The organism is Streptomyces sp. NPDC028305, assembly GCF_055569495.1.
This window is the reverse complement of record NZ_JBVHTN010000003.1, coordinates 1,052,844-1,078,976: the sequence shown is the minus strand read 5'-3', so window position 1 is coordinate 1,078,976 and position 26,133 is coordinate 1,052,844. Positions and strand designations below refer to the sequence as shown.

At 73.7% G+C, this 26,133-nt stretch carries 23 protein-coding genes; 13 read left to right on the top strand and 10 right to left on the bottom strand.

Translation table 11 applies throughout. From position 1 onward, the window contains the following. The first annotated feature begins 76 nt into the window (after positions 1 to 76). Positions 77 to 1,156, top strand: coding sequence for a S1 family peptidase (locus ACZ4WQ_RS15935; RefSeq protein ID WP_398376701.1), 1,080 nt, complete (start codon positions 77 to 79; stop codon positions 1,154 to 1,156). Positions 1,157 to 1,232: 76 nt separating this feature from the next. Here the strand turns inward: ACZ4WQ_RS15935 and ACZ4WQ_RS15930 are convergent, their stop codons facing one another. Further along, the gene (locus tag ACZ4WQ_RS15930) at positions 1,233 to 1,676 is read right to left on the bottom strand and encodes a subtilase-type protease inhibitor (RefSeq protein WP_398376703.1); all 444 of its coding nucleotides are present in this window, start codon (positions 1,674 to 1,676) and stop codon (positions 1,233 to 1,235) included. A gap of 633 nt (positions 1,677 to 2,309) precedes the next feature. Here ACZ4WQ_RS15930 and ACZ4WQ_RS15925 point away from each other — a divergent pair. Then, a complete protein-coding gene (locus ACZ4WQ_RS15925) occupies positions 2,310 to 3,215 on the top strand; it encodes an NADP-dependent oxidoreductase (protein WP_311725095.1) in 906 nt (301 codons plus the stop codon). A gap of 167 nt (positions 3,216 to 3,382) precedes the next feature. On the opposite strand, the gene ACZ4WQ_RS15920 is transcribed toward ACZ4WQ_RS15925, so the two are convergent. Continuing rightward, positions 3,383 to 3,868 (bottom strand): PPOX class F420-dependent oxidoreductase, encoded by a 486-nt coding sequence (locus tag ACZ4WQ_RS15920; RefSeq protein ID WP_311725096.1) that lies wholly within the window; start codon positions 3,866 to 3,868, stop codon positions 3,383 to 3,385. A gap of 251 nt (positions 3,869 to 4,119) precedes the next feature. Here ACZ4WQ_RS15920 and ACZ4WQ_RS15915 point away from each other — a divergent pair, with 251 nt between their 5' ends. Together ACZ4WQ_RS15915 and ACZ4WQ_RS15910 are read left to right on the top strand one after the other, a co-directional pair. Continuing rightward, the gene (locus ACZ4WQ_RS15915; RefSeq protein ID WP_398376704.1) at positions 4,120 to 7,743 is read left to right on the top strand and encodes a DNA polymerase III subunit alpha; all 3,624 of its coding nucleotides are present in this window, start codon (positions 4,120 to 4,122) and stop codon (positions 7,741 to 7,743) included. After that, a complete protein-coding gene (locus tag ACZ4WQ_RS15910; protein WP_398376706.1) occupies positions 7,740 to 8,891 on the top strand; it encodes a DNA polymerase Y family protein in 1,152 nt (383 codons plus the stop codon). The genes ACZ4WQ_RS15915 and ACZ4WQ_RS15910 overlap by 4 nt, the downstream gene beginning before the upstream one ends. A 133-nt stretch (positions 8,892 to 9,024) precedes the next feature. Here the strand turns inward: ACZ4WQ_RS15910 and ACZ4WQ_RS15905 are convergent, their stop codons facing one another. Next, on the bottom strand, positions 9,025 to 9,654 hold the full coding sequence (locus tag ACZ4WQ_RS15905) for a pyridoxamine 5'-phosphate oxidase family protein (RefSeq protein WP_398376828.1): 630 nt from the start codon (positions 9,652 to 9,654) through the stop codon (positions 9,025 to 9,027). 256 nt (positions 9,655 to 9,910) lie between these two features. On the opposite strand from ACZ4WQ_RS15905, the gene ACZ4WQ_RS15900 reads away from it, so the two are divergent. Then, positions 9,911 to 10,786: an esterase/lipase family protein gene (locus ACZ4WQ_RS15900; RefSeq protein WP_398376707.1), complete on the top strand. Its 876-nt coding sequence runs from the start codon at positions 9,911 to 9,913 to the stop codon at positions 10,784 to 10,786. A gap of 25 nt (positions 10,787 to 10,811) precedes the next feature. On the opposite strand, the gene ACZ4WQ_RS15895 is transcribed toward ACZ4WQ_RS15900, so the two are convergent. Next, positions 10,812 to 11,267, bottom strand: coding sequence for a MarR family winged helix-turn-helix transcriptional regulator (locus ACZ4WQ_RS15895; RefSeq protein ID WP_398376708.1), 456 nt, complete (start codon positions 11,265 to 11,267; stop codon positions 10,812 to 10,814). Positions 11,268 to 11,333: 66 nt separating this feature from the next. Here ACZ4WQ_RS15895 and ACZ4WQ_RS15890 point away from each other — a divergent pair, with 66 nt between their 5' ends. Then, the gene (locus ACZ4WQ_RS15890) at positions 11,334 to 11,765 is read left to right on the top strand and encodes a MarR family winged helix-turn-helix transcriptional regulator (RefSeq protein WP_361184920.1); all 432 of its coding nucleotides are present in this window, start codon (positions 11,334 to 11,336) and stop codon (positions 11,763 to 11,765) included. A 36-nt stretch (positions 11,766 to 11,801) separates the two neighbouring features. On the opposite strand, the gene ACZ4WQ_RS15885 is transcribed toward ACZ4WQ_RS15890, so the two are convergent. Next, positions 11,802 to 12,218 carry an organic hydroperoxide resistance protein gene (locus ACZ4WQ_RS15885; RefSeq protein WP_311725326.1) on the bottom strand — a complete coding sequence of 139 codons (417 nt, stop codon included), beginning with the start codon at positions 12,216 to 12,218 and terminating at the stop codon, positions 11,802 to 11,804. Between the two features lie 106 nt (positions 12,219 to 12,324). Here ACZ4WQ_RS15885 and ACZ4WQ_RS15880 point away from each other — a divergent pair, with 106 nt between their 5' ends. Then, positions 12,325 to 12,843, top strand: coding sequence for a MarR family winged helix-turn-helix transcriptional regulator (locus tag ACZ4WQ_RS15880; protein ID WP_311725103.1), 519 nt, complete (start codon positions 12,325 to 12,327; stop codon positions 12,841 to 12,843). Here the strand turns inward: ACZ4WQ_RS15880 and ACZ4WQ_RS15875 are convergent. From ACZ4WQ_RS15875 to ACZ4WQ_RS15865, 3 genes are all read right to left on the bottom strand, one after another. After that, on the bottom strand, positions 12,836 to 15,157 hold the full coding sequence (locus ACZ4WQ_RS15875) for an MMPL family transporter (RefSeq protein WP_398376709.1): 2,322 nt from the start codon (positions 15,155 to 15,157) through the stop codon (positions 12,836 to 12,838). The genes ACZ4WQ_RS15880 and ACZ4WQ_RS15875 overlap by 8 nt on opposite strands. 129 nt (positions 15,158 to 15,286) lie before the next feature. Beyond that, positions 15,287 to 15,556: a hypothetical protein gene (locus ACZ4WQ_RS15870; RefSeq protein WP_361184926.1), complete on the bottom strand. Its 270-nt coding sequence runs from the start codon at positions 15,554 to 15,556 to the stop codon at positions 15,287 to 15,289. Continuing rightward, entirely contained in the window at positions 15,556 to 15,927 is a 372-nt protein-coding gene (locus ACZ4WQ_RS15865) for an ArsR/SmtB family transcription factor (protein ID WP_311725106.1), read from the bottom strand. Before ACZ4WQ_RS15865 ends, ACZ4WQ_RS15870 begins: the two co-directional genes overlap by 1 nt. A gap of 103 nt (positions 15,928 to 16,030) precedes the next feature. Here ACZ4WQ_RS15865 and ACZ4WQ_RS15860 point away from each other — a divergent pair, with 103 nt between their 5' ends. From ACZ4WQ_RS15860 to ACZ4WQ_RS15835, 6 genes are all read left to right on the top strand, one after another. Further along, on the top strand, positions 16,031 to 17,776 hold the full coding sequence (locus ACZ4WQ_RS15860) for a carboxyl transferase domain-containing protein (RefSeq protein ID WP_398376712.1): 1,746 nt from the start codon (positions 16,031 to 16,033) through the stop codon (positions 17,774 to 17,776). Between the two features lie 114 nt (positions 17,777 to 17,890). Beyond that, on the top strand, positions 17,891 to 19,180 hold the full coding sequence (locus ACZ4WQ_RS15855) for an acetyl-CoA carboxylase biotin carboxylase subunit family protein (protein ID WP_398376713.1): 1,290 nt from the start codon (positions 17,891 to 17,893) through the stop codon (positions 19,178 to 19,180). Next, entirely contained in the window at positions 19,177 to 21,237 is a 2,061-nt protein-coding gene (locus ACZ4WQ_RS15850; RefSeq protein ID WP_398376714.1) for an IucA/IucC family protein, read from the top strand. Before ACZ4WQ_RS15855 ends, ACZ4WQ_RS15850 begins: the two co-directional genes overlap by 4 nt. A 37-nt stretch (positions 21,238 to 21,274) precedes the next feature. Then, complete coding sequence (locus ACZ4WQ_RS15845; RefSeq protein ID WP_398376715.1) at positions 21,275 to 23,014, top strand: IucA/IucC family protein; 1,740 nt, start codon at positions 21,275 to 21,277, stop codon at positions 23,012 to 23,014. Then, a complete protein-coding gene (locus ACZ4WQ_RS15840) occupies positions 23,011 to 24,228 on the top strand; it encodes a type III PLP-dependent enzyme (protein ID WP_358845381.1) in 1,218 nt (405 codons plus the stop codon). Before ACZ4WQ_RS15845 ends, ACZ4WQ_RS15840 begins: the two co-directional genes overlap by 4 nt. A gap of 24 nt (positions 24,229 to 24,252) precedes the next feature. Beyond that, positions 24,253 to 24,882 carry a histidine phosphatase family protein gene (locus ACZ4WQ_RS15835; protein ID WP_311725112.1) on the top strand — a complete coding sequence of 210 codons (630 nt, stop codon included), beginning with the start codon at positions 24,253 to 24,255 and terminating at the stop codon, positions 24,880 to 24,882. On the opposite strand, the gene ACZ4WQ_RS15830 is transcribed toward ACZ4WQ_RS15835, so the two are convergent. Both ACZ4WQ_RS15830 and ACZ4WQ_RS15825 read right to left on the bottom strand, forming a co-directional pair. Then, complete coding sequence (locus ACZ4WQ_RS15830; RefSeq protein ID WP_398376716.1) at positions 24,848 to 25,627, bottom strand: glycosyltransferase family 2 protein; 780 nt, start codon at positions 25,625 to 25,627, stop codon at positions 24,848 to 24,850. The genes ACZ4WQ_RS15835 and ACZ4WQ_RS15830 overlap by 35 nt on opposite strands. A gap of 37 nt (positions 25,628 to 25,664) precedes the next feature. Next, entirely contained in the window at positions 25,665 to 26,042 is a 378-nt protein-coding gene (locus ACZ4WQ_RS15825) for a hypothetical protein (RefSeq protein WP_398376717.1), read from the bottom strand. Positions 26,043 to 26,133 lie beyond the last annotated feature (91 nt).

The window sequence follows — 26,133 nt, the reverse complement described above, 5'->3', positions numbered from 1 at the left end:
AGGCGCGCCTGTGCCATGAGTCCTCCGGGCCCGTCGTACCTCACCGCCGGGCCCAACCCCCCACAGGAGGCCTGAGTTGAAGCACCGACGCATATCCCGGCGCCGCGTGGCCGTCACCGTCACCGCCGCCGTCGCCCTCACCACCGGGGCCCTCTCCCTACAGACCGCCAACGCCGCCCCCACCCCGCCGCCGCCCCCCTCCTCGCTCTCCGCCGCCGAGGCCGGGAAGACGGCGGCCGCCCTGACCTCCGCCCTCGAGGGCGGCGCGGCCGGGGCGTACTACGACGCCGAAGCGAAGAAGCTGGTGGTCAACGTCCTGGACCAGGCGGCCGCGGGCCGGGTCCGCGCGGCCGGGGCCGAGGCCAGAGTGGTCAAGTACTCGCTGGCGCAGCTCGGCGAGGCGCGCGCGGTACTGAAGAACAAGGCGGCCATCCCCGGCACCGCGTGGTCGGTCGACCCACGGACCGACAAGGTCGTCGTCACGGCGGACAGCACGGTCCGCGGAGCCCGTCTCGACCGGCTGAACGAGGTGGCCGACGGGCTCGGCGACAAGGTCGAGGTGAGGCGTTCGGCCGGGACGTACCGGACGTTCATCGCGGGCGGCGACGCCATCTGGGGCCAGGGCGGGCGCTGCTCGCTGGGCTTCAACGTCGTCAAGGACGGCGAGCCGTACTTCCTGACCGCCGGTCACTGCACCGAGGCGATCAGCAGCTGGTCGGAAACGCAGGGCGGCGCGGAGATCGGCGCCAACGCGGGCAGCAGCTTCCCCGGCAACGACTACGGCCTGGTCAAGTACACCGGTGAGACCGCGCACCCGAGCGAGGTGGACCTCTACGACGGCGGCACGCAGGCCATCACCAAGGCCGGCGAGGCGACGGTCGGCCAGCAGGTGCGGCGCAGCGGCAGCACGACCCAGGTGCACGACGGTGAGGTCACCGCCCTCGACGCGACGGTCAACTACCAGGAGGGCACGGTCGAGGGGCTGATCCAGACCACCGTGTGCGCGGAGCCCGGCGACAGCGGCGGCTCGCTGTTCGCGGACGACACCGCGCTGGGGCTGACCTCGGGCGGCAGCGGCGACTGCTCCTCGGGCGGCGAGACCTTCTTCCAGCCGGTTCCGGAGGCGCTCCAGACGTACGGAGCCGAGATCGGCTGACGGGCCGACGGGCTGACGGGGCGGGGCCCCGGACACCGCGATGGTGTCCGGGGCCCCGCCGGAGCACTGAACGCGCTCAGAACTCGAACACCTGGCTCCGGACGGCGTTCTTGAAGCAGGGGTTCGGGAAGGTGTGCTCGTACCAGACCCGGCTGCCCTCCCAGACCCCCTCCGCGGTGACGGTGACCGGGCGCCACTCCCGCGTGCAGATCCGGCCGGACTCTGTCCTGGCCGTCAGGGCCCGGAACGAACCCTCGACCGCGCGCAGTTCGGCGCAGGCCCGACGGGCCGTCGGATGGGTGCCGGTCGGGGCGGGGGCACAGCTCAGCGTCACCGCGCGGCGCACCGGGGCCGAGCCCGAGTCCTCCCCCTCCGCGTAGCTGAGCACCAGCGCCGAGGGCGGGTACTGACTCCTCGGCTGTGCGGGCGCGGCGCTCGCGACGCCGCCGGCTCCCGTTCCCACCACGCTGCTGAAGGTCAGGGCGGCGCCCAGAGCGATCGCCCCTGCGGTTTTCCGCATTTCGAACACTCCCTTGCTCGTGGTTGCGGATACCGGACGGAGTCTTGTGCGATGCATGTCAGGGACGCACGCCGATCGATCAGTTCCGGTCGCAACACGTAATCATTCGGTGGCTCATTGTTGCGCGGGGGAAGCGCGTTCCCCGGGAGCGCGCGAAGGTGGCCTGGCCGGGACCGCGTGGCGGGGGTCCGGCCCCGGCCGGATCGGCTCGACCGGAATCCACCGGGGCGGCGTCGGCCGGGTCGACCGCCCGGGCCCGGGCGGTGGGGTCGTCCGGCTCGCGCCTGCGCAACACGCCGAGCAGGGCACGGTCTGCGCCGGGGCCACCGCCCGCGACTGGACCAGCGGCCCCGGCACGGCCTCCGAGGCCGTCCACTCCCGGTGCGCGGCGGCCAGATCGCTGGACGGCTCGGCCACCGCGCGCGGTGCGGAATCGCCTCGGCGAGCGCGGCGGGCAGGCGCGGCGGAATCTGGTCGGGGGGCGCCTTGCGCACCTCCACTGCGGCGGTGAGGCCCATGGCCGCCGGCGTCATCAGCACGCTCCGTGTCCTGCCTGGTCTTTCGGCCAGGTCCGAGCATGGAGTTGTTGATCCGAATCCTGATCCGAATCCGCGAATTCCTGGAGTGAGAGATATGAAGGCGATCGTCTACGAGGAGTACGGCGGCCCCGAGGTGCTGCGGCTCAAGGAGATGGCGGAGCCGCACCCGGGCCCCGGGCAGGTCCGGCTGAAGGTCATGGCCGCGGCCGTGAACCCCCTCGACTACAAGATCCGCCGTGGCTGGATGCCCCAGATGGGCCCCGCCGAGTTCCCGGCGATCCCCGGCCAGGAGGCGTCCGGGGTCGTCGACGAGGTCGGTGCCGGGGTCACCGGACTGTCCGTGGGCGACGAGGTGCTGGGCTGGACCGACACCGGGTCCTACGCCACATACGCCCTGGCCACCGTCGTCGCCCCCAAACCGGCCGACCTCGACTGGGAGTCCGCCGCCGCGCTGCCCGTGGCCGCCGAGACCTCGGCGCGCGTCCTCGACCTCCTCCAGTTGACGGACGGCGAGACCCTGCTGCTGCACGGGGCCGCCGGCGTGGTCGGGGCAGTCGGCGTCCAGCTCGCCGTGGCCCGGGGCGCCACCGTCATCGGCACCGCCTCGCCCGCCAACCACGACTATCTGCGCTCGCTCGGCGCCATCCCCGTCGCCTACGGCGAGGGTCTCGCGGACCGGGTCCGCGCCGCCGCCCCGGGCGGCATCGACGCCGTCTACGACGCGGCGGGTCAAGGCGCCCTGCCCGTGTCGATCGAGCTGCGCGGCGGCACGACCGACCGCATCGTCACCATCGCCGACATCCAGGCCGCGGATCTCGGTGTCACCTTCTCCGGAGGCGGCGACCGCTCCGCCGAGGCCCTCGCCGACCACGCCCGACTCGCCGCCGCCGGCCGGTTGCGGTTGCTCATCGCCCAGAGCTTCCCGCTCGCCGACGCCGCGAAGGCCCACGAGCAGAGCGAGACCGGTCACACCCGGGGCAAGCTCATCCTGCGCCCGTAGGGCGGCGGATTTTTCCCTCCCCGCCCCTTCCCGGTTCCAGCCGATGCGCGGCTCCGCCGCGGGGCGGGGGCTTCCGGCCCCCGGACCCTGGGCCCTGGGGCAGAGCCCCGGTTGTGGGAAGGGGCGGGGAGGGGAGTCCGCCGCAGGCTCAAGCCCCCGGCCGTGGGCTAGCCGCCGACCGGGCCGCTCAGCGGGCCGCTCTCCCGGCCCCACCCGTACGCCCGCTGGGCCCGCAGCCGGACCACCAGCCGCCCCTCGGCGACCATCGCCGCGCGGAACTCCTCCCAGTCCGGGTGCTCGCCCGCGACGGCGCGGTAGACCTCGACCAGCTCGTCGGCGGTGGCGTCGTGGGGGTCGGCCGCGACCGGGGTCAGCTCGGCGTCTCCCTCGGCGACCAGGTAGGAGTAGCGGTCACCGCTGGTGACGTAGAAGCTCGCGCGCGGATCACGGCGCAGATTGCGGGTCTTGGCGCGGCCGTCGGTGACCGAGATGCGGATGAGGTGCGCCGCGGGGTCGTAGGCGAAGGCGACATTCGACAGCTGGGGGCGGCCGTCGCGCTTGAGGGTGACGAGCGCGCCGGTGCGCTGCTCCCGCAGCAGGCCGAGCAGGCTGCCGTCACCGGATTCCGTGGGGTTGCCGGGTCGGTCGGTCATGGCGGTGACCTTACGCGGTCGGCCACCGGGCCGGTATGGGCAAGCCATTGCGCGTTATGGGGTTATTGGGGTTTAAGTCCTTTATGGTGAAAGGGGAGAGGTGTCATTTCCGCAGGTCACGCGGGAGGCGCTCCATTTCGCACGAGTGTTCGAGAATTGGTTTAAGGTGGGGCCGGGGGCTGCACTCGTGCGGCTCCGCCGCGTGGTGAGCAGGGACGGCAGGGGGTGCGACACAGCAGTGGGAGGTGTGGATGCCAGGGTTCACGCATCTGCACACCGCCTCCGGGTTCTCCATGCGGTACGGGGCCGCCCACCCGGAGCGGCTGGCTCAGCGTGCCGCCGAGCGCGACATGGACGCGATCGCGCTGACCGACCGCGACGGCCTCGCCGGGGCGGTCCGGTTCGCCAAGGCGAGCGCGGCCGCAGGGGTGCGGCCGCTCTTCGGGGTGGACCTCGCCGTACTGGCGCGGTCCCCGGAGCCGGGGCGTACGGTCCGGCGGCGCACGCCGGTGCGCGGCGGGGCGTTCATCGACGAGTCCGCGCCCCGCGCGGTGTTCCTCGCGCGGGACGGCGCGGCAGGCTGGGCCGCGCTGTGCGGGCTGGTCTCCGCCGCGCACGCGGAAACCCGCGCGGGAATCCATACCGAAGCCCACGCGGGAGCCCGCCCGGGCGGCGCCGCGCACCCCCTGCTGCACTGGCCGGACCTCGAAAGCGGCGGCGGCGCCACCGCCCTCGCCCCGCTCACCGTGCTCCTCGGCCCGGACTCCGACGTCGGCCGGGCCCTGGCCGCCGGGCGCCCCGACCGGGCCGAGCAGCTGATCGCCCCCTGGCGCGAGCTGTTCGGCGACGCGCTGCGCCTGGAGGCCGTGTGGCACGGCCGTACCGGCACCGGCCCCGGCTCGCTGCGGCTCGCCGCCCGTACCGTCGGCTTCGCCGCCGACCAGGGCGTACGGGCCGTGCTGAGCAACGCCGTACGGTACGCCGACCCGGAGCAGGGCCCGGTCGCCGATGTGCTGGACGCCGCCCGCAGGCTGGTCCCGATCGACCCGCGCGACCCCGCGGCGCTCGACAGCGGCGAGCGCTGGCTCAAGGGCCCGCGGGACATGGCGCGGATCGCCGAGAAGATCGCGGAGGCCGCGGGAGGGCGGCGGGACGCCGCGTACCGGCTGCTGGAGGAGACCGAGCGCACCGCCGCCGAGTGCCGCGTCGACCCCGAGGACCACATCGGCCTCGGCAGCATCCACTTCCCCGAGCCGCATCTGGTCGGGGCCGGGCACCGGAGCGCCGAGCGGGTGCTGCGCTCGCGCTGCGACGCCGCCATGGTGCTGCGCGGCTACGACCGCGACCACGAGCGGTGGGGGCGGCTGGAGAACGAGCTGCGCACCATCGAGCGGCTCGGCTTCGCCTCGTACTTCCTCACCGTCGCCCAGGTCGTCGACGACACCCGCACGCTCGGCATCCGGGTGGCCGCCCGCGGCTCGGGCGCGGGCTCGTTCGTCAACCACCTGCTCGGCATCGCGCACGCCGACCCCGTCGCGAACGGCCTGCTGATGGAGCGCTTCCTGTCGGTGCGGCGGGCCGCGCTGCCCGACATCGACATCGACGTCGAGTCCGCGCGCCGCCTGGAGGTCTACCGCGCGATCTTCGACCGCTTCGGGGCGGAGCGGGTCGCGACCGTCTCGATGCCCGAGACCTACCGGGTGCGCCACGCCGTACGGGACGTGGGCGCGGCCCTCGGTATGGACCCGGCCGAGGTGGACCGGCTCGCCAAGTCCTTCCCGCACATTCGCGCCCGCGACGCGCGCGCGGCGCTCGCCGAACTGCCCGAGCTGCGCGCGGTGGCCGCCGAGCAGGAACGTTACGGCAGGCTCTGGGAGCTGGTCGAGGCGCTGGACGGGCTGCCCCGCGGCATCGCCATGCACCCCTGCGGGGTGCTGCTCTCCGACGCCGGGCTGCGGGCCCGTACGCCCGTCGTGCCCACCAGCGGCGAGGGCTTCCCCATGTCGCAGTTCGACAAGGACGACGTCGAGGATCTCGGGCTGCTCAAGCTCGATGTCCTCGGGGTGCGGATGCAGTCCTCGATGGCGCACGCGGCCGCGGAGGTGGCGCGGGCCACGGGCCGGCCGCTGGACCTGGACGACCCCGAGGTGGTGCGGCCGAACGACCCGGCGACCTACGACCTGATCCGCTCCACCGAGACGCTGGGCTGCTTCCAGATCGAGTCGCCCGGCCAGCGCGATCTCCTCGGCCGGCTTCAGCCCACCTCCTTCCACGACCTCGTGGTCGACATCTCGCTGTTCCGTCCCGGCCCGGTCGCGGCCGACATGGTGCGCCCCTTCATCGAGGCGCGGCACGGCCGCAAGCCGCCCCGCTATCCGCATCCGGACCTGGAGGACGCGCTGCGCGAGACCTATGGCGTGGTCGTCTTCCACGAGCAGATCATCAAGATCCTGTCGATCATGACCGGCTGCGAGCGGGACCTCGCCGACGAGGCGCGGCGCGCGCTGTCCAACCCCGAGCGGCAGGGGCGGGTGCGGGCCTGGTTCCACGCGGAGGCGGCGAACCGCGGCTACCGGCCGGAGGTGCTGGAGCGCACCTGGGAGATCGTGGAGGCGTTCGGGTCGTACGGCTTCTGCAAGGCGCACGCCGTGGCCTTCGCGGTGCCGACCTACCAGTCCGCCTGGCTCAAGGCGCACCACCCGGCGGCCTTCTACGCGGGGGTGCTCACCCACGACCCCGGGATGTACCCGAAGCGGCTGCTGCTGGCGGACGCGCGGCGGCGCGGGGTGCCGATTCTGCCGCTGGATGTGAACCGGTCGGGCGCGGATTATCGAATCGAACTGATGTCTGGTAATGGAGGGTCAGGCGGGGATCCGGCCGGGCGGTCGGCCCGGGCGACGGGCGCGGACTTCGGGATCCGGCTCGCGCTGAGCGACGTCCACGGCATCAGCGAGGCCGAAACCGCGCGGATCGCGGCCGGGCAGCCGTACTCCTCGCTCCAGGACCTGTGGCGGCGCGCCCACCCCGGGCGGCCGGTCGCCGAACGGCTCGCCCAGGTCGGCGCGTTGGACGCGTTCGGCACCGGCCGCCGCGACCTGCTGCTCCAGATCGCCGAACTGCACCGGCAGCAGCGGGGCGCCCGGCGCGACGGCACCGGTGAGGGCCAGCTCCCGCTGGCCGAGACCGCGCCGCCCGCCCCTGCCGGGCTGCCCGACCTCGACGCGGACGAACGCCTCGGCGCCGAGCTCGGCATCCTCGGCATGGACGTCTCGCGCCATCTGATGGGCGACCACGGGGCCTTCCTGGAGGAGCTGGGCGCGGTCCCGGCCAAGCGGCTCCGCGAGGCGCGGCACGGCGAGACCGTGCTGGTCGCCGGGGCCAAGGCCGCCACCCAGACCCCGCCGATCCGCTCGGGGCGGCGCGTCATCTTCACCACGCTCGACGACGGCACGGGGCTGGTCGACTGCGCCTTCTTCGACGACAGCCACGCCGCGTGCGCGCACACCGTCTTCCACTCCTGGCTGCTGCTGGTGCGCGGCGTGGTCCAGCGGCGCGGGCCGCGCAGCCTCAGCGTCGTGGGCTCGGCGGTCTGGAACCTCGCCGAGCTGGCCGAACTCCGGCGCGAGGGCGGCCTGGAGGCGGTCGCCGCCGAACTCGCGGGCGCGGGCCGGGCGGAGCCCGAGCCCGGTGCCCCCGCCGGGGCCCCGGCCGGCGCGGAGGCCGAAGCCGGGAGCGAGCCCGGCGGCGACTCCGGGCGCCGCATCCACCTGCCCACCGGCTACGCCATGCACCCGTGGGCCGACCTCCGGCCCGCGGGCGAACAGGCCGCCACCGGCCGCAAGCTGTGGCACTCCAGCCCAGGGAGCGCGGGATGACTCCCCGACCGAGCAATGAGCAACCGCATGTGCTGTATGTGTGTTTCCACCCCGCCGAGCGAGCGGCGGAGGCCATCGGCGCGGACACCTACGAGGGCCTGCTCGCCCTGCTCGCCGAGGTGACCCCCGTCGTCGAGGCGGTGCCGCCCGACGCGGCGCTCGCCGATGTCGCCGGCGCGCTGCGCTACTTCGACCGGGACGCGGCCGGGCTGGCGGAGATCGTACGGGTCCGGGCGCTGGCCCGGTACGGCGTCGACTGCACCGTCGGCGTCGCCGCCAACCCGCTGCTCGCCCGCATGGCCGCGCAGGACACCCGACCCGGCGGGCCCGCCGGGCCCGGCCGATCCGGCCGGTCGTCCGGCGGCGCGCCCGGCCCCTCCGGCGCGCCCGGCCCCTCCGGCGCGCCCGGCCCCTCCGGCGCGCACGGCGCCGGGTCCGGAAGCTCCTCGGGCGCGGTCCGTACCGTCCCCGACGACCCGGACGCGGTCGCCGCCTTCCTCGCCGACAAGCCCCCCACCGCCCTGCCCGGCGTCGGCCAGGCGACCGCCCGCACCCTGTGCTCGTACGGCCTCGACAGCGCCGCCCGGATCGCCGCTGTGCCGCTGCCCACCCTGCGCCGGATCCTCGGCGCGGCCACCGCGCGCCGGGTGCACGACTGGGCGCGCGGAATCGACCCCGTCCCCGTCACCCCGAACGCCCCGGCCCGCTCCATGGCCGCCGAACACCGCTTCGGCCACGACGAGCTGAACCCGGAGCGCAGACGCCGCGCGCTGCTCACCCTCGCGGACCGGCTCGGCACCCGGCTGCGCACCAGCGGGCAGGTCGCCCGCACCCTCACGCTCACCGTCCGATACGCCGACCGCTCCACGACCACCCGCAGCCGGACCCTGGCCGAGCCGACCGCCCACACCCCGGCGCTGACCGCCACCGCGTACGCCCTGCACGCCGCGCTCGGGCTACAGCGGGCCCGGGTGCGGTCCCTGGCGCTGCGCGCCGAGGGGCTGACCGCCGCCGAACTGGCCTCCCACCAGCTGACATTCGACCCCACGGACGACAAGGCCCGCCGTATCGAGGCCGCCGTCGACCGGGCGCGGGCCCGCTTCGGCGAGCGGGCGATACGGCCGGCCGGGGGATTCGACCCCTGGTGAGGAACGAGGGTCGCTGCTCCATCGGGGCGAAGGTCATCGACACGGAGATCGCGGCAGGAGCGCGCGACGACAAACGCACGGGGAAGTGGACCCTCGGCTAGGACTTGGCCCGTACGCACATACGGGATAAGTCTCAGCCGTAGAGCCGCTCCGCGTAGCGCGGGCCGTAGTACTCCTCCAGCGACTCCAGGGGGGCGTCCGGCCTTTCGAGCGCCTTGCAGATCTGGGGCCTCGACGGCATCTCGTCCGGGCGCCAGGTCTCCGGCTTCCAGAGCTCCGAGCGCAGAAACGCCTTGGTGCAGTGGTGGAAGACCTCCTCGATCTCGACGAGGAGGGCGAGCCGCGGGCGGTTGCCCTTGACCACCATGTCGTCGAAGAACGGGGCGTCACGGAGCAGCCGCGCCCGGCCGTTGATCCGGAGCGTGTCTCCGCGCCCGGGCAGCACATAGATCAGCCCGACATGCGGATTGGCGAGCACATTCCGAAAGCCGTCCATCCGCTTGTTGCCCGGGCGGTCCGGGATCGCGATGGTCGTGTCGTCGAGCACGAGCGTGAAGCCGGCGGGGTCGCCCTTGGGGGAGACGTCGCACCGCCCCTCGGCGTCCGAGGTGGCGATCAGACAGAACGGCGACCGGGCCAGCCACCGCCGGTCCAGCTCGTGCAGCGCGGGGCGGGACTTGTTGGCCGCCTGCTCGTTGGGCTCGCCGACCAGCTCCCGCAGCTCGGCCTCGGACGAGACCTCCACCAGGTCCTCCGGACTCATCAGTGTCCCCCAGTCGCGCCGCTTGATCACGTGCCTTCGACTGTACGCCAGCCCTCCGACACAGCCTCCGACACGGCCTCCGTCATCACCGCGTTCCTGGACGTTCCGTAGGGAATGGGTGAGGGTTTCTTCACCGGCGGACGGCTGGATGCGTTTGCTACTCGCGCGTAATTTAGGCGGACGCGACACCCCTGTGATCCGGATCGCAGAGCGCACAGTCAGCGCAACTCTCCCCCACCTGCGAGGAGTTCATGTGATGTTGCACTGGAGGCGTATCCGTTCGCTCCGTAGGTCACTGCCCGCCCTGGCCCTGGCGGTCGCGGCGGCGATGGCGCCCGCCGCCGCGACCGCCGCGCCCGGCGACACCGCCGCCGCGCAGAGCGCGACGAGCAGTGGCTGGAACGACTACTCGTGCAAGCCGTCCGCCCAGCACCCCCGCCCCGTCGTCCTCGTGCACGGCACCCTCGGCAACTCGGTCGACAACTGGCTCGGCTTCGCCCCGTACCTGGTCGACCGCGGCTACTGCGTCTTCTCCCTCGACTACGGCAAGCTGCCCGGCGTGCCCGTCTTCTACGGCCTCGGCCCGATCGACGAGTCGGCGCAGCAGCTGTCCGCCTACGTCGACCGGGTGCGCACCGCCACCGGCGCGGCCAAGGCCGATATCGTCGGCCACTCCCAGGGCGGGATGATGCCCCGCTACTACCTGAAGTTCCTCGGCGGCGCGGCCAAGGTGAACGCGCTGGTCGGGATCGCGCCCACCAACCACGGGACCACCCTGTCCGGGCTCACCAGGCTGCTCGACTACTTCCCGGGCGCGGCGGACGTCCTCGCCAGGCACACGCCCGGGCTGACGGACCAGGTGGTCGGGTCGGACTTCCTCACGCGTCTCAACGAGGGCGGCGACACCGTCCCCGGAGTGCGCTACATCGTCATCTCCACCAAGTACGACGAGGTGGCCACGCCCTACCGTGCCCAGTTCCTGACCGGGTCCGACGTCAAGAACGTCGTGGTCCAGGACCTGTGTCCGAGCGATCTGTCCGAGCACGTCACCATCGCCATGACCGACCGGGTCGCCTTCCATGAAGCGGCCAACGCCCTCGACCCGGAACACGCCACGCCCACGACCTGCTGACGCCCGGCTTTCCTCCGCTCTCCGCTCAGCGCCGCCTGCCGAGCGCGCCGACGAAGTCCGTGAGCAGCCGCGCGAACTCGGTCCGGTCCGCCTCCGGCCAGTCGGCCATCGCCTCCGCGAACACGGACCGCCGGAACCGCCGGACCTCGTCCGTCATGGCGCGCCCCGCCTCGGTCATGACCAGCAGGGCGCGCCGCCCGTCGGCCTGGTCGGCCTCCCGCCGCACCAGCCCGGCCCCGACCGCCCCCGCGACCAGCTTGCTGGCGCGGGGCTGGTCGACGGCCAGGGCGGCGGCGACATCGGAGACCGTGGCCGGCGCGCCGCTCTGCTCCGCCGCCTCGATCGCGTCCAGTACGTCGAAGGCGGCGCCCTTCGCCGCCGCGCCATCGGCGAGCCGCGCCAGCGAGCGCCTGCTCTGGCTGCGCCGGATGGCGACCATGGCCCGCTCGACGTCGTCCACGGGTTCTCGGTTGTCGGCCATCACACCCCCATGCATAATCAAGAACATCTAGTTGCAATTTTACATGCATCTGCGGAGGGGAAGGCCATGAAGCCGATCGGATACTGGCTCAAGCGCCTGGACGGCCTGATCGAGGCCGATTTCGAGCGCACCCTGAGCGACAGCGGCCTCGTCCGGCGCCACTGGCAGGTGCTGAACACGCTGGCGGAAGGTCCCAAGTCCAGGGTGGAACTCACCGCGGCGCTGCGCCCCTTCTGGGGCGAGGGTGCGGTCACGCTCGACGAGGTCCTGGGCGATCTCGAGCGCCGGGGCTGGGTCGCCCGGGAGGGCGCCGAGGGCCCGTACGCGCTCACCCCGCCCGGCGTCGAAGGCCATGCCGCGGTGGCGGAACGGATCGGAGCCGCCCGGCGGCGGATCACCGACGGGGTGACGGACGACGAGTACCTCGCCACCGTGGGCGTGCTCCGCCGCATGGCGGAGAACCTTGAGGGTGCCGAGGGCGTGGTGCCGGCCGCGTAGGCGCTATGGCCGTGGCCGCGGCCGGCCGCCGGGTGACTACTCGGCGATCAGCTCGACGGCGATGTTGCCCCGGGTCGCCTTCGAGTACGGGCACACCTGGTGCGCCTGCTCGACCAGGCCGCGGCCGGTCTCGCCCTCCAGCTCCTCGGGCAGCTCGACGCGGAGCGTGACCTTCAGTCCGAAGCCGCCGTCCGACTCGTCCTTGCCGATGCCGACCTCGGCGGTGACCGAGATGTCCTTGGTGTCGACCTTGGCCTGGCGCCCGACGAGCCCGAGCGCGCTGGCGAAGCAGGCCGCGTAGCCCGCGGCGAACAGCTGCTCGGGGTTGGTGCCCTTGCCGCTGCCGCCCAGCTCCGGCGGCATGGCCAGCGCCAGGTCCAGCTGCTTGTCGGAGCTCACCGCCCGGCCGTCGCGTCCGTTGGCGGTGGCCACGGCGGTGTAGAGCGCGTCCATGGAGACCATCCCTTTCGAGGTCCTGCGGTGCGCGGTCGTGCGCTCCGTCATGACAGAAGTAGAGCACACGATTAAGTTGTGCACAACTAAGAGGTACCCTAGATACATGTCACAACAGACCGGCCCGGCCCCAGCCCCGGCCCCCGAACCGGCCCCGAGTGAAGCCGCCGACGACCTGCTCCGCCTCGACCTCCAGCTCTGCTTCGCCCTGCACGCCGCCTCGCGCGCCTTCGGCACCGTCTACCGGCGCGTGCTGCGCGACACCGAGCTGACCTATCCGCAGTACCTGGTGATGCTGGTGCTGTGGGAGCACGGCGAGATGGCGGTCAAGAAGCTCGGGGAGTTTCTGCGCCTGGACTCGGGTACCCTCTCGCCGCTCCTCAAGCGGCTCCAGTCGGCCGGCCTCGTCCAGCGCGAGCGCAGCCTCCACGACGAGCGCTCGGTGACGGTCCGGCTGACGGCCGAGGGCGAGGCGCTGCGGGAGGCCGCCCGGACCGTGCCGCTTCAGATCATCCAGGCCAGCGGCCTGGACCCGAAGGAAGCGGTCGATCTGCGCGCCCGCCTGGAGCGGCTGACGGCGGCGCTCGACGCCGCGCAGGCGGACGCGGAGAACCGGATCAGCTGAGCTGTCGGGAGCGTGCCGCGGCGACGTCCGCAGCTTGATCGTCTACCGGCACGTCGCGCGCGGCGTGATCGGGCCCCTGGGGTGACCCCTGGAACGCCCGCCGCCCGAGCAGGGCGATCGCGGCGGGCAGCAGCACCCCGCGCACCAGCGTCGCGTCGATGAGGATGGCCACCGCCAGCCCGACGCCCATCATCTTGTACTCGATCGCGGACAGCACGACGAAGACGCTGAAGGCGGCGGTCATGATGACGGCCGCGCTGGTGACCACGCCCGCACCGGACGCGATGCCCCCCACCACCGCCTCCCGCGCGTCCGCCCCGGCCAGCCGGCGCTCGCGGATCCGGCTGAGGACGAAGATGTGGTAGTCCATGCTCAGCCCGAAGAGGATGACGAACATGAACAGCGGCAGCCAGCCGATCACTCCGCCGTACGGGGCGAAGTCGAGCGCCGAACTGAGGTGGCCGTCCTGGAACACCCAGGTCAGCGCCCCGTAAGCGGCCCCGATCGACAGCAGGTTCAGCACGATCGACACCAGCGCGACGGCCGGTGAGCGGAACGCGACGACCAGCAGGACAAAGGCCAGCAGAAGCACGAAGGCGAAGACGTACGGCGTGCGGTCGATGATGCGCTGGGTGAAGTCGTACGCGAAGGCCGTCTTGCCGGCGACCGCGTAGTCGATCCCGCCGATCCCGTCGATCCCCCCGGTCCTGCCGTCGGCCTTGGCCACCTCGCCCAGCGCGTCGGGCAGCGTCCGCTTCCGCAGCGTCTCCAGCGCCCGGTTCGCCGCATCGTCCGTGCCGAAGCTCGCCAGCGGCACCCGCACCACCAGCGCCCGGCCGACCTTGGTGGCCGAAATGGGCTCGTTCAGCGCCCCGTCGCTCGCCGCGGCCCGCTCGTGCAGGCTCTCCACCGCCCTCCGTACCGCCGGGTCGTCCACGGCGTCGGGGTTCTTCTTCCCCCAGATCACCACCTGCGCCGGGGCCGGGGCGCCCGGGAACGCCTCCTGCATACGGGCCGCCGCGTCCACCGTCGGCACCTTCCGCGACAGGCTGTCGGTCACCGCGGCGTCCTGGAGCCGCATCTCCAGCGCGGGCAGCGCGAGCACCAGCAGCGCCAGCGCCGCCGCGCCGCCCCACACCAGCGGGCGCCGCACCACCGCGCGGGCCACCGCCGCCCAGGCCCGGGACCGGTCCGCCGTGGTCCGGCGGTGGCCCACCCACGGGATGCGCGCCTTGTCCACCCGGTGTCCCAGCGTGGCCAGCAGGGCGGGCAGCACGGTCACCGAGCCGACCATCGCCACCCCGACCACCAGCACCGCGCCGGTCGTCAGCCCCTTGAAGTTGTCGAGACCCGTGAACAGCAGCCCGCCCAGACACAGCATCACCGTCAGGCCCGAGACCACCACCACCCGCCCCGAGGTGCGCGCCGTGATCCGCAGCGCGTCCTCGACGCCGTGCCCGGCCGCGCGCTCCTCGCGTGCCCGGCGCAGATAGAACAGCGAGTAGTCGACACCCACCGCCACGCCGATCAGCAGCACCATGGAGGACGTGGCGCTGTTCACCGGCACCCAGTGGGCGAGCACTTGGAGAAAGCCGAAGGTCGCGACGACGGTGGTGGCCGCCAGCAGCAGCGGGATCGCGGCGGCGACCAGCGAGCCGAACACCACCAGCAGGATCACCACGGTGAGCGGCAGCGAGAAGAACTCGGCCCGCTTGAAGTCGTCCTTGATGCCCTCGTCCACCACGCGCGACAGGCTCCGGTCGCCCGCCTGCGCCAGCCGCACCCGCGGATGGCGGGCCTGCACCGTCTTCACGGCCTCGGTCGCGGCGTCGTAGTGCTCGGCCGTCTGCTCGACGGGCCCCGCCACCTCGAAGGTGACCAGGCCGGAGCGGCCGTCCTTCGACACCAGCCGGCCGCCGTCCCGCTCCAGCGGGGAGCGCACCGCGGCCACCGCGCCCGGCGTGCGGCGCAGCGCCGCGACCAGGTCCTGGGTGGCCCGCCGCAGCTCCGGGTCCTCGGCGAAGGGCCGCGCCCCGTCCGGCGTACGGGCCTGGACGAGGACGTTCTCCTGGGGCCGCGGATACACCTGCTGGGCGTCCAGCACCCGGCCCGCGCGGCCCGTATCTCCGGGGTCGGTGCTGTCCGCCGTATCGCCCGGCATGACCGCGCTCGCCAGGAGCGCCACGATCACCAGCGCGAACCAGCCCGCGATCGCCAGGGCGCGATGGCGGACGGACCGGCCGGCGACGCGCTCCACCAGCGCGCCCCGGTCCGGTCCGGCCGCCCTCTGCCGCGACTTGCTTTTGCGCAGCATGAGCTGCTGTCCTTTCCACGAAGGGACGTATCCGTCAAGAACTCGCCCTCGGGCGAGGTGATGCTTCTTCCTTCACCTGGGCCGTCGAGTTGCCGCTCGACGGCCCAGGGCCTGTTGGTACCCGGCCGGCTATTCGACGGTCTGGAGGATCCGCTCCAGCGAATCCATCCGGACCTGCATCTCGGTCAGGCGCTCGCTGATCTCCTTCAGCCGCTCCTCCGTGCCCTGCTGCACGGCGGTCGCGCTCTCGGCGAGTTTGCGGTACTCCAGCTCCCGCACCACCTGGGCCTTCGCGCGCCGGGTCGCCGCGAACTGCCAGATGACCGTGGTGAGCACCGTGGTCACCAGGGCGAAGAGGCCGAAGGCCCCCACGACCTCGGTCCAGTCGTGTCCGTCCATCACTGCGATCCCTTCGTCTCCTCGCCCCGGCCGTCGCCCGGCGGGGTCAGCGTCCGCTCCGCGGCCTCGACGGTCTCCGGCGTCAGCTCGATCGCGAACGGGCTGACCTCGTAGAACTTCATGGCCTTGCCGTCCTCCGACACCTCGACCCGGGCCGTCACCAGCCCGGCCGCCTCCAGCTTGCGCAGATGGACCTGGAGCAGCGCCCGGCTGATGCCCAGCGCGCGGGCCAGCTCGCTCACATACCTGCGCTCCCGCGCGAGCGTGGCGACGACCCGCAGGCGGTGCGGGTTGGCCAGCGTGGCCAGCACGCGCACCAACTCGTCGCCGCTGAGGTCGCGGGGCTCGCCGCCGGGCGCCGGGGCGCTCATGGCGAACCCCCGCGGATGTTGCCGCACATGCTGCACATGCAAAAAAAAGTTAGCACATGCCGAGAATGATTGAGAGCGCTGCGGCCCGTGGCAGGGTGTGAACATGACCGGAACGAGCCCCCGCACGTCAGCCCTCCAGCTGATCGAGACCGTCGTCGACCCCGGCAGCTGGCACCGCTGGGACGAGCCGGTCGACATCACCACGGACGACCCCGCCTACCGGGCCGACCTGGAGCGGGCGCGCGAGCGCACCGGCCTCGACGAGTCCGTCATCACGGGCGAGGGCCGTATCGAGGGGCGGCGGGTGGCCGTCGTGGCCTGCGAGTTCCGCTTCCTCGCCGGGTCGATCGGCGTCGCGTCGGGGGAGCGGCTGGCGCGCGCCATCGAGCGGGCGACGGCGGAGCGCCTGCCGCTCCTCGCGGCGCCCGCGTCCGGCGGGACACGGATGCAGGAGGGCACGGTCGCGTTTCTCCAGATGGTGAAGGTGGCCGCGGCGATCACCGACCACAAGGCGGCCGGCCTGCCCTACCTCGTCCATCTGCGCCACCCGACGACGGGCGGAGTGCTCGCCTCCTGGGGCTCGCTGGGCCACGCCACCGCCGCCGAGCCCGGCGCGCTCATCGGCTTCATGGGCCCGCGGGTGCACGAGGCGCTGTACGGGGAGGAGTTCCCGGCGGGCGTGCAGGTCGCGGAGAACCTGATGGCCCACGGCCTGGTGGACGCGGTCCTGCCGCCCGAGCGGCTGTCGGAGGTGGCGGCGCGGGTGCTGAGGGTGCTGTGCGGGGACGCTGCCGCTGCCGCTGTGGCGAACGGGGACAGGGCTGTTCCGGTGGCGGAGGCGGTCCCGGGCGTGTCCCCGGCGGCTGCGTGCGCCGCCGAGGAGTCGCCCGCGGGGCCCGCCGTCGCGGGACCTGTCGTCGCGGGACCTGCCGTCGGCCGCGAGCAGGAGGCTGCCGCTGGTCGCCCCGCGGACGAGGGTGACGCCCCCGCGTCAACGGGACGCGGGGAGTCGCCGACGGGCCCCGGGCCTGGTGGGCCCAGCGCCGAGGAGTCGATCCGGCGGTCCCGGCGGCCCGAGCGGCCCGGCGTGCGCGACTTGCTGCGCGCCGCCGCCGAGGACGTGAGCCCCCTCAGCGGTACGGGCGCGGGGGAGCACGACCCCGGGCTGCTGCTCGCGCTCGCGCGCGTCGGCGGGACGCCATGCGTCGTCCTCGGGCACGACCGGGCCGCGCGCCACGGGGACGCCGCGGCCGACGGGCCCGGCGGCGGGCAGCCGCTCGGCCCCGCCGGGCTGCGCACCGCCCGGCGCGGCATGCGCATCGCCGCCGAGCTCGGGCTTCCGCTGCTCACGGTCGTCGACACCGCGGGCGCCGCGCTGAACCGGGAGGCCGAGGAGGGCGGGCTGGCCGGGGAGATCGCCCGCTGCCTGGCCGACATGGTGACCCTCCCCGCGCCCACCCTCTGTCTGCTGCTCGGCCAGGGCGCGGGCGGCGCCGCGCTCGCGCTGCTCCCCGCCGACCGGGTCCTCGCGGCGCGCCACGCCTGGCTGTCCCCGCTGCCGCCCGAGGGCGCCTCCGCGATCCTCTACCGGACCACCGAGCGGGCGTACGAGATAGCGGACCGGCAGGGCGTGCGCTCCGCCGACCTGCTCGCTCACGGCATCGTCGACCGAATCGTCGAAGAGGGGGCGGAAGGGGTGGAGGGGACGGAACCGTCCGGGTACGAGGGTTTCCTCGCCCGTCTCGGCGACACCCTCGGCGCCGAGCTCGCCGCGCTGCGCGCCCGGGACCAGGGCGAGCGGCTGGCCGCGCGCCGGGCCCGGCACCGGCGCATCGGGCTGCCGGGCTGACCCGGGCCGCCCGCCCCCGGCTGATCGCGGAGTTGGTGGCGCATCGGGCTCAAAACGGAGCAGACGGGTGAGACGAATTGGCGGTCTTAGGCATGCCTAACCTAATCTCGGGTCGTGAACGAGAATGATCTAGACGGGGCATTCGGCCTGCCCGCAGAGACCGCCACGCGCCTCCATCTCCTCGCCCTCAACCCCACCGACTCCGTCACCGAGGGCTTCCTCCCCGCCGCGGCCCGGCTCGGCCTCGCCGTCACCCTCCTCACCGACCAGCCGGACGCACACCGGAGCGCCTACGAGCGCCACGCCCCGGTCGGCGGCGCGCTGCCCGAACTCGACATCGCGTACTGCGACGTGCGGGACTTCCGCGAGGTCATCGGCCGTATCTCCGCCCAGGCCCCGGCGGGCCGCCCCGCCGCGATCTTCACCAACAGCGACCACCTCCAGGTCCAAGCGGCCCTCGCCGCCGACTACTTCGGCCTGCCCGGCAAGGACTGGCGCGCCGCGCTGCGCACCAAGAACAAGGCCGAGCTGCGCCGCAGCCTCGCCGCCGCGGGCGTCGACACTCTCTGGTGCGCCGAACTCGCCCCCGGCCAGGACCCCGCCGACCACCCCCGCCTCGCCGCGCCCGGCGTGCCCTACCCCTGCGTCCTCAAGCCGCGCGAGGGCGTGGCCAGCGAGGACGTCGTGCTCGTCGCCGATGCGGACGAACTGGCCGAGCGCTGCCGCGAGATACGGGCCCGGCGGCCCGAGGCGTATCTGGTGGTCGAGGAGTTCCTGGAGGGCACGCTCCAGACCCTGGAGACCATCGGGGACGGCCACACGCTGCACACCCTCGCCGCCTTGCGCACCGATATCTCCCCGCCCCCGTACTTCATCGAGGAGCGCCTCGAACTGCTCCCCGCCCCGCCCGAGCCGCACACCGGCCAGGTGCTGGCCCAACTGCGGGCGCTGGGCGTGGGCTTCGGCGCCTGCCACACCGAGTACGTGGTCCAGGGCGACCGGGCCCGCCTCATCGAGGTCAACTACCGCGCCATAGGCGACCAGTGCGACCTCGTACTCGCCGAACTCCTCGCCATCCCGCTCTTCGAGCACATCCTCCGCACCCACCTCGGCGAGCCCCTCCCCGCCGACCTCGGCGCCCGCACCGACGGCAGGGTGCGCATGGAGTACGTCATGGCGGACCGCGCCGGCCGCCTGACCGGCGCCCCCGCCGCGAGCGTCGGCGAGCGCGACGGCGTACGGCTGGACTACCGCCCGCTGCGCGCGATCGGCGAGGAACACCCGCTCTACGGCACCAACCGCGACTTCCTCGGCATCCTCCGCGCCACCGGGACCGACCAGCGGCGGATCGACCAGGCGGTGGCCGGGTTCCTGGCGGCCAACCAGTGGGTGATCGCGCCATGATCCGCGCCGATGAGGCAGCGGCGGACACCACGGACACCACGGATGCCTTCGAGGCGGAGCTGCTGGCGCGCGTGCTCGACACGTTGCTGAGGGAAGACGCGTACGGCCTGCGCAGCCGCGCCCAGGCCGTACGGCGCGCCGACGGCGACTGGCTGCGGGTCGTCCTCACGGACGGCGGGGGAGTGCTGCTGCCGGTCGAGCCGGACGGCTTCCAGTGCGAGATCCGGGCCCGGCGCCCCGCACACCTGTTGGTGGAGGGGGCGCTCGGCGGAGGGGCCGCGCCCGTCCCCCACGGCGGCGGGCCGTTGTCGACCGACGATGCGGGCGGCGCGGCGCCCCGCGCTGCCGCGGGGTCTGCCGCCGGGCCTGCCCCCCGGCCTGACGCTCCGTCTGCCGCCCGGCCCGGCGCCGGGAACGGCGCCTCGCCCGGCGCCCAACCCGCCGTCGCGCCGCCGCCGGCGGCCGAGGCCGCGTCAGACTCCCCGCCGGGCGGCGCCGCCCTCACCACCCTCGACGCGGTCCTCGACCGCCTCCGCCACGCAGCCGACCCCGACGACCGGGGCCGCTACGACGCCTTCGTCGTCGAGTGCCGCCGCACGCTGGACGCCATGCGGCTGCACGCCCGCGTCCGCCCCGGCGTCGTCGAGCGGCTCGCCGCCGCATACGGCGACAGGCCCGCCGAGCAGTGGGCGGGGGTGCGCGGCTCGCTCGCGTACGACACCCTGGCCGCCTTCCGCGACCACCCCGTCTATCCCACCGGCCGCACCCGCCTCGCCCTGAGCGACGCCGAACAGCGCGCCCACGCCCCCGAGTTCCACCCCTCCTTCCGGCTGCGCTGGGCCGCCCTCCCGCGCGAGGCCGTCACCGGGGACGCGGCCGGGCTGCCCGCGTGGTGGCCCAGGCCCGAGGCGCTGGGCCTGCCGGACGGCCTGGACGACAGCCACCTCGCCTTCCCTGTCCATCCGCTGAGCGCACCCCGCATGCTGGCCATCGCCCTGCGCACCACCGGCCTCACGGACCGCGCCCACCTCGCCGACGCCCCCTGGCTCGACGTGCGGCCCACGCTCTCCATGCGGACCGTCGCCGTCACCGACGACCCGCTCACCCACCTCAAACTGCCGCTCGCCACCGCCACCCTGGGCGCGCGCAACCGCCGCACCATCAAGCCCGGCACGCTCGCCGACGGCGCGGCGGGGCAGCGGCTCACGGAGGCGGTGCTCGCGCTCGAGCCGCGGGTGTCGGGGGGCGTGCTGCTGGCCGACGAGGGTACGTATCTGCACGCCGGACACGAGTTCCTGGCCACGCTCGTACGGCGCTACCCGCCCGGTCTCGACGGCTGCCAGGTCGTGCCGCTGGCGGCGCTGCTCGCCCCCGCCCCCGGGACCGGGACCGGGCTCGTCGTCGACGCCCTCGCGGCCCGCTACTACGGCGGTGACCTGCTCGCCCTCCTCGACGCCTACCTCACCCTGCTGTTCGACGTGCACACCACCCTCTTCGCGTACGGCCTCGCGCTGGAGTCACACCAGCAGAACACCTCCCTCGTCCTCGACGAGGCGCACGGCCGCCCACGGCTACGGCTGCTGCTCAAGGACCACGACGGACCGCGCGTCCACCCCGCCCGGCTGGCCGACGCCCTCGGCGACGGCGACGACGCCGCCCGCCTCCTGAGCGGGTTCGACGACGACCGGATCACGACCGACGGCGACGGCCCCGTCGCCGATGTCTTCGCCACCATCACCGTGCATCTGTGCGCGGGCGCCCTCGCCTTCGAGCTCGCCCGGCTCGGCCGGGCCCCGCTCGACGCGCTGCTGCGGCTGATCCGCGACCGGCTCGCCGAGGCCGTCGACCGGCTGGGGGAGCAGGGTCCCGGCGCGCCCGGCGCCGTGCTGCGCGCCCTCGTCCTGGACGCGGACCGGTTGCCGGTCAAGGCCATGGTGACCGCGGGCAGCCTGTTCACCAAGCAGCGCTCCGGGGCCGCCGACATCAACAAGCACTACGTCACCGGGCCCAACTACCTCCTCCCGGGCCTCCCAGGCATCCCTGCCCGCGGCCGATGAGCGCCGCGCCCTCCTCCACCCCCGCCGGAGTCGCCTCATGACCACATCCATCTCCCCATCCGACACACACACCGGTACAGGTGCCCGCGCCGACCACGTCGTCGCCCACACCCTCCTCAACTGCCTCCTCCGCGAGGTGTCAGGACCGGAACACCAGACCGTCGTGGCCGACGGCCACCTGCGGCTGCGGCTGCCCCGCTGCGGGGTGCTGCTGCGCGTCGCGCTGCGCCGCACCTCCCTCATCGGCGCACACCGGTTCACCGGCCCGGTCACCGAGGAGCGGGACGGCGCGTGGGCCGAGGTGCCCTGGCGCACCCTCGCCGAGTACATCCACCGGGAGCTGCGGCTGCGCACCGGTGTGCGCAACGACGAGTTCCTGGAGCAGGTGGCGTCCAGCCACGCGGGCGTCACGGCGGCCCTGGAGAGCCGCGCGCGCACGGGCCCGCCGAACACCGACGACGGCGACCCGCACCTGACGTACCTGGCCTCCGAACAGTCGCTGCTGTTCGGCCACCGCTTCCACCCCACCCCCAAGGCACGCTCCGGCAACGCAGACTCCTGGGCCCGCTTCGCGCCCGAGACCGGCGCCCGCTTCCCCCTGCACCACCTCGCCGTACGGCAGGCCCACGTACGCGAGGAGGCGGCGTCCGCCGGGGCCCTCGCGCCCCTCGACCGGCAGCGCCCCGTGCCCGACGGCTACCGCCTGCTGCCCGTGCACCCCTGGCAGTACGCCATGCTGCTCGACCACCCCGCGCTGCGGGCGGCGGTCGCCCGTGGCGACGTGCTGGACCTCGGCCCCGGAGGGCCGGACTTCGCGCCCACCGCGTCCGTCCGCACCCTCTACGACGGACGGGACTTCCTGAAGTTCAGCCTGAACGTCAGGATCACCAACTGCCTGCGCAAGAACGCCGAGTACGAGCTGTCCGGGGCGGTCGCCCTGACCCGGCTGCTGGAGCCGGTCGCCGCCGACCTGTCCGCCCGCTTCCCGGGCGCCGCGCTGCTGCGCGAGCCCGCGTACCGGACGCTGGACCTCGGCGGCGAGCGGGAGTTGATCGAGGGCTTCGGGGTGATCGTGCGCGAAGGGCTCGCCGCCCGGCTGCGCCCCGGGCTCACCGGGCTGCTCGCGGGGGCCGTCGCCGACGAGTACCCCGCCCCCGGCGGGGCGCGGGTCGCCCAGCTCCTCGGCGACACCGGGCCCGGACACGCGCTCGCCTGGTGGGAGGCGTATCTGGCGCTGCTCGTGCCGCCCGTCCTGGCCGCCTACTTCGACCACGGCGTCGTCCTCGAACCCCACCTCCAGAACGTCGTGGTCGGCGTCGACCCCTCCGGCCTGCCGCGTCAGGTCCTCTTCCGCGACCTCGAAGGCACCAAGCTGCTGCCGGAGCACCACGCGGCGGCCCTCGCGGCGCTGCCGCCCGCCCTGGCCGGCCCCATGACGTACGACCGCGAGCGCGGCTGGGACCGCGTCGTGTACTGCCTGCTGGTCAACCACCTCGCCGAGATGCTGGCCGCCCTCGCCGACCGCCATCCGCACCTGGAGCCCGAGCTGTGGTCGGCGGTCCGCCGGGTCCTGGAGGAGCGCGGCGCGGCACACGGCGGCCCGCCCGGCCTCCGCGCCCTGATCGCGGGCGTCCCGCTGCCCGCCAAGGCCAACCTCCTCACCCGCTGGGCCCGCAAGGCCGACCGCCACGCGGGCTATGTCCGCATCGCCAGCCCGCTCGCCTCGGACCTGCTGTCGGAGGCGGCCTGCGTCGTAGCTCCCGGGAGCCCCCGATGACCACCACGGCCCCGACCACACCCGTCGCCGCCCTCGCCGACACCCTGACCGGCGACGACCTCCCCGCGTACGTCTACGACCTCACCGCCCTCGCCGAACACGCCCAGGCCGTACGGGCCGCGCTGCCGCCCGCCGTCGAGCTGTACTACGCGGCGAAGGCCAACCCGGCCCCCGAGATCCTGCGCACCCTCGCCCCCCACGTCACCGGCTACGAGGTCTCCTCCGGCGGCGAGTCGACGCACGTACACGAGGCCGTCCCCGCCCACCCGCTGGCCTTCGGCGGGCCGGGCAAGACCGAGGCCGAGCTGCGCCGCGCGCTGAAGCTGGGCGTGGAGCGCTTCCATGTCGAGAGCGAGCACGAGATGCGCCAACTGGGCGCCCTCGCCCACGAGGAGGGCCGCACGGTCGACATCCTGCTGCGCGCCAACCTCCCCGTCGCCGACGACGCCCTGGGCGCCGCCGCCCTCGCCATGGGCGGCCGCCCCAGCCCCTTCGGCCTCGACCCCGACCACATCGTCGAACGCTGCCTTCCCCTGCTGACGCCGGGCGGCCCCCTCCGCCTGCGCGGCATCCACGCCCACCTCGCCAGCGGCCTCGACGCCCCCGCCCTCCTCGCGGTCGCCACCCGCGTCACCGACTGGACGCGCGACCTCTCCGCCCGCCACGGCCTGCGGCTCACCGAGGTGAACGTGGGCGGTGGCATGAACGTCGACTACGCCCGCCCCGACAGCCGCTTCGACTGGGCCGCGTACGGCAGCGGACTGGCCGAAATCGCCGAGCGGAACCCGGAACTCACCCTGCGGATCGAGCCGGGCCGGGCGCTGACCGTCTACTGCGGCTGGTATGTCACCGAGGTTCTCGACCTCAAGCACAGCGGCGGCGAACCCTTCGCCGTCCTGCGCGGCGGCACCCACCACATGCGCACCCCCGCCGCGAAGGGCCACGACCACCCCTTCGCCGTACTGCCCGCCGACACCTGGACCCACCCCTGGCCACGCCCCGGAGTACGGGACGAGCCGGTGACCCTGGTCGGGCAACTGTGCACACCGAAGGACGTCCTGGCGCGGCGGGCGCCGGCCGGGGAGCTACGGGTCGGCGACCGGGTGGCGTTCGCGCTGGCGGGCGCGTACGCGTGGAACATCTCGCACCACGACTTCCTGATGCACCCGCGACCCGGCTTTCATTACGTGGGCGGAGACTCCACCGCGTTGTAGAACCACAAGGGAGACACACGGCTGATGCGCGGCATCTACGTCATCGCACATCCGGAGGCGACACATCATGCCGAGGGGGTGGTCGGCGGGTGGCACGACTCGCACCTCACGCCCGCCGGCAGGCGCGCGGCGGCCTCCATCGCCCGGGCGCTCCAGGCGATGATCCCCGACGGCGCGGAGGTGGAGCTGGTCTCCTCGGATCTCCAGCGTGCTCGGCAGACGGCCGAGGAAGTGGCCGATCTGTTCGGTGTGACACCGGTCCTGGACCGCAGACTGCGGGAGAAGTCCTACGGGGAGGCGGAGGGCAGACCGCAGGAGTGGCTGGACAGGCGGTTCGTCCCCCCGCCGGCTGCCGGGGATCGGATGGGACACCACGAGGGCGTGCGGGGTGCCGAGACCAGGGCGGACTGCGCGCGGCGCGTGTACGCGGCCATGGACGAGGCCCTGCGGCGGCCATGCGAGCACCAGATCATCGTGACGCATGGTTTCGCGCTGACGTTTGTCGTGGCCGCCTGGATCAAGATGCCGTTCGAGTCGCTGGGCTCGGTCAGCTTCCGGGCGCCCTCCGGCAGTATCACCGTGCTGCGCGAGGACGACTTCTTTCACAACCGCCAGGTCGTCAGCCTCGGAGACACGCGCCACCTTCGGGAATGACGGTACGGAGTGCGCGGATGTGCTGTTCGATGATGCGCATGCGCGCCTCCCACTCCGATCCCATGGCGTGGAACGGATGTTGCGTGATCTGGTCGGGGTGCTTGCGGTAGAGAAGGCCGACCTCGTCGTGGAACCATCCGTCGGCCAAGGTGTCGAGCCCGAGCAGCAGGCCCGTGTCGCCGGACGCGGGCAACGCCATCCATCCGCCGAGGGCCAGGATGAGATCGCGGCGTGCGCAGAGTGTCGCGGGGTGGACCTGCGCCCGCTGGTTGGCCTGCCAGTACTGCCAGACACTTCCCGCCGGCAGCACGCCGTTTTCGGGGTCTCCCTCGAAACCCACGGTCGATCCGTCCGGGAGGAGGTCCAGCGCGCGCGACGTGGTCCAGCCCACCTTCGGATTGCTGGTCAGGACGTCAATGTCGCGAGCGAGCGCGCCCGGTGCGAGGCGGTCATCCGCGTCCAGAACCTTGATGAACTCGCTTTCCCCGGTCACGCAGCTACGGGCGAGCGCCATGGTGCGTGCGACCTGTGGGCCGCCGCGACGCGAAAAGTCGATGGATATTCGGGGGTCGTCGCCAGGAAGGTGTGCGGCGGCGCCGACACCTTCGCCGTCTTCCTGTATCAACCACTCCCAGTCCCAGCCTTCGGGAAGCTTCTGCTGAACGAGCGATGCGTAGGCTTCCGGCAAAAGGGACACGGCGGGTCCGTGTACCGGAGTGACGAGGGAAACGAGGCGGCGGCTCACTGCAACTCCTCAAGGCTGGCCACGTGAAACGCCAAGGTTAGGCGCGGCCGATTCGCGGAGCGAGCCAGGCCCCGAACCGTTCCCCCAGCTCCGCCCGGGCCGCTTCGACGATGGCGCCGGGGTCGTTCGCCGGGGCCGGTCCGAAGTGACGCTCCAGCCAGGCGTCGCCGAGTATGGCGACGGGGAGGGTGGCCAGGTCGGTCCGGTCGTCGACGCGCCACAGCGCGTACAGCGAGCCGCTGGCGTTGGCCTCGGCGAAGAGGATCAGGCGGGCTTCGAGCTCCGGGTTCTTCAGGAAGCCGTTGTCGCGTCCGAACTCGCCCAGCGAGAACCCGGCGGCGTACAGGTCGTCGGCGCCGGCTTCGAACTCCGCGAGCAGGTTCAACTCGGGGACGGGCGAGTACCTGTTCGTCATGGGCGCTCACAGTGGCAGATCCGGCGCGGTGTTCGCCACGGAGCCTCGATCAACAGAGGGGTTCCGGTGCCGGTTTGACGCCCGTTTGGCT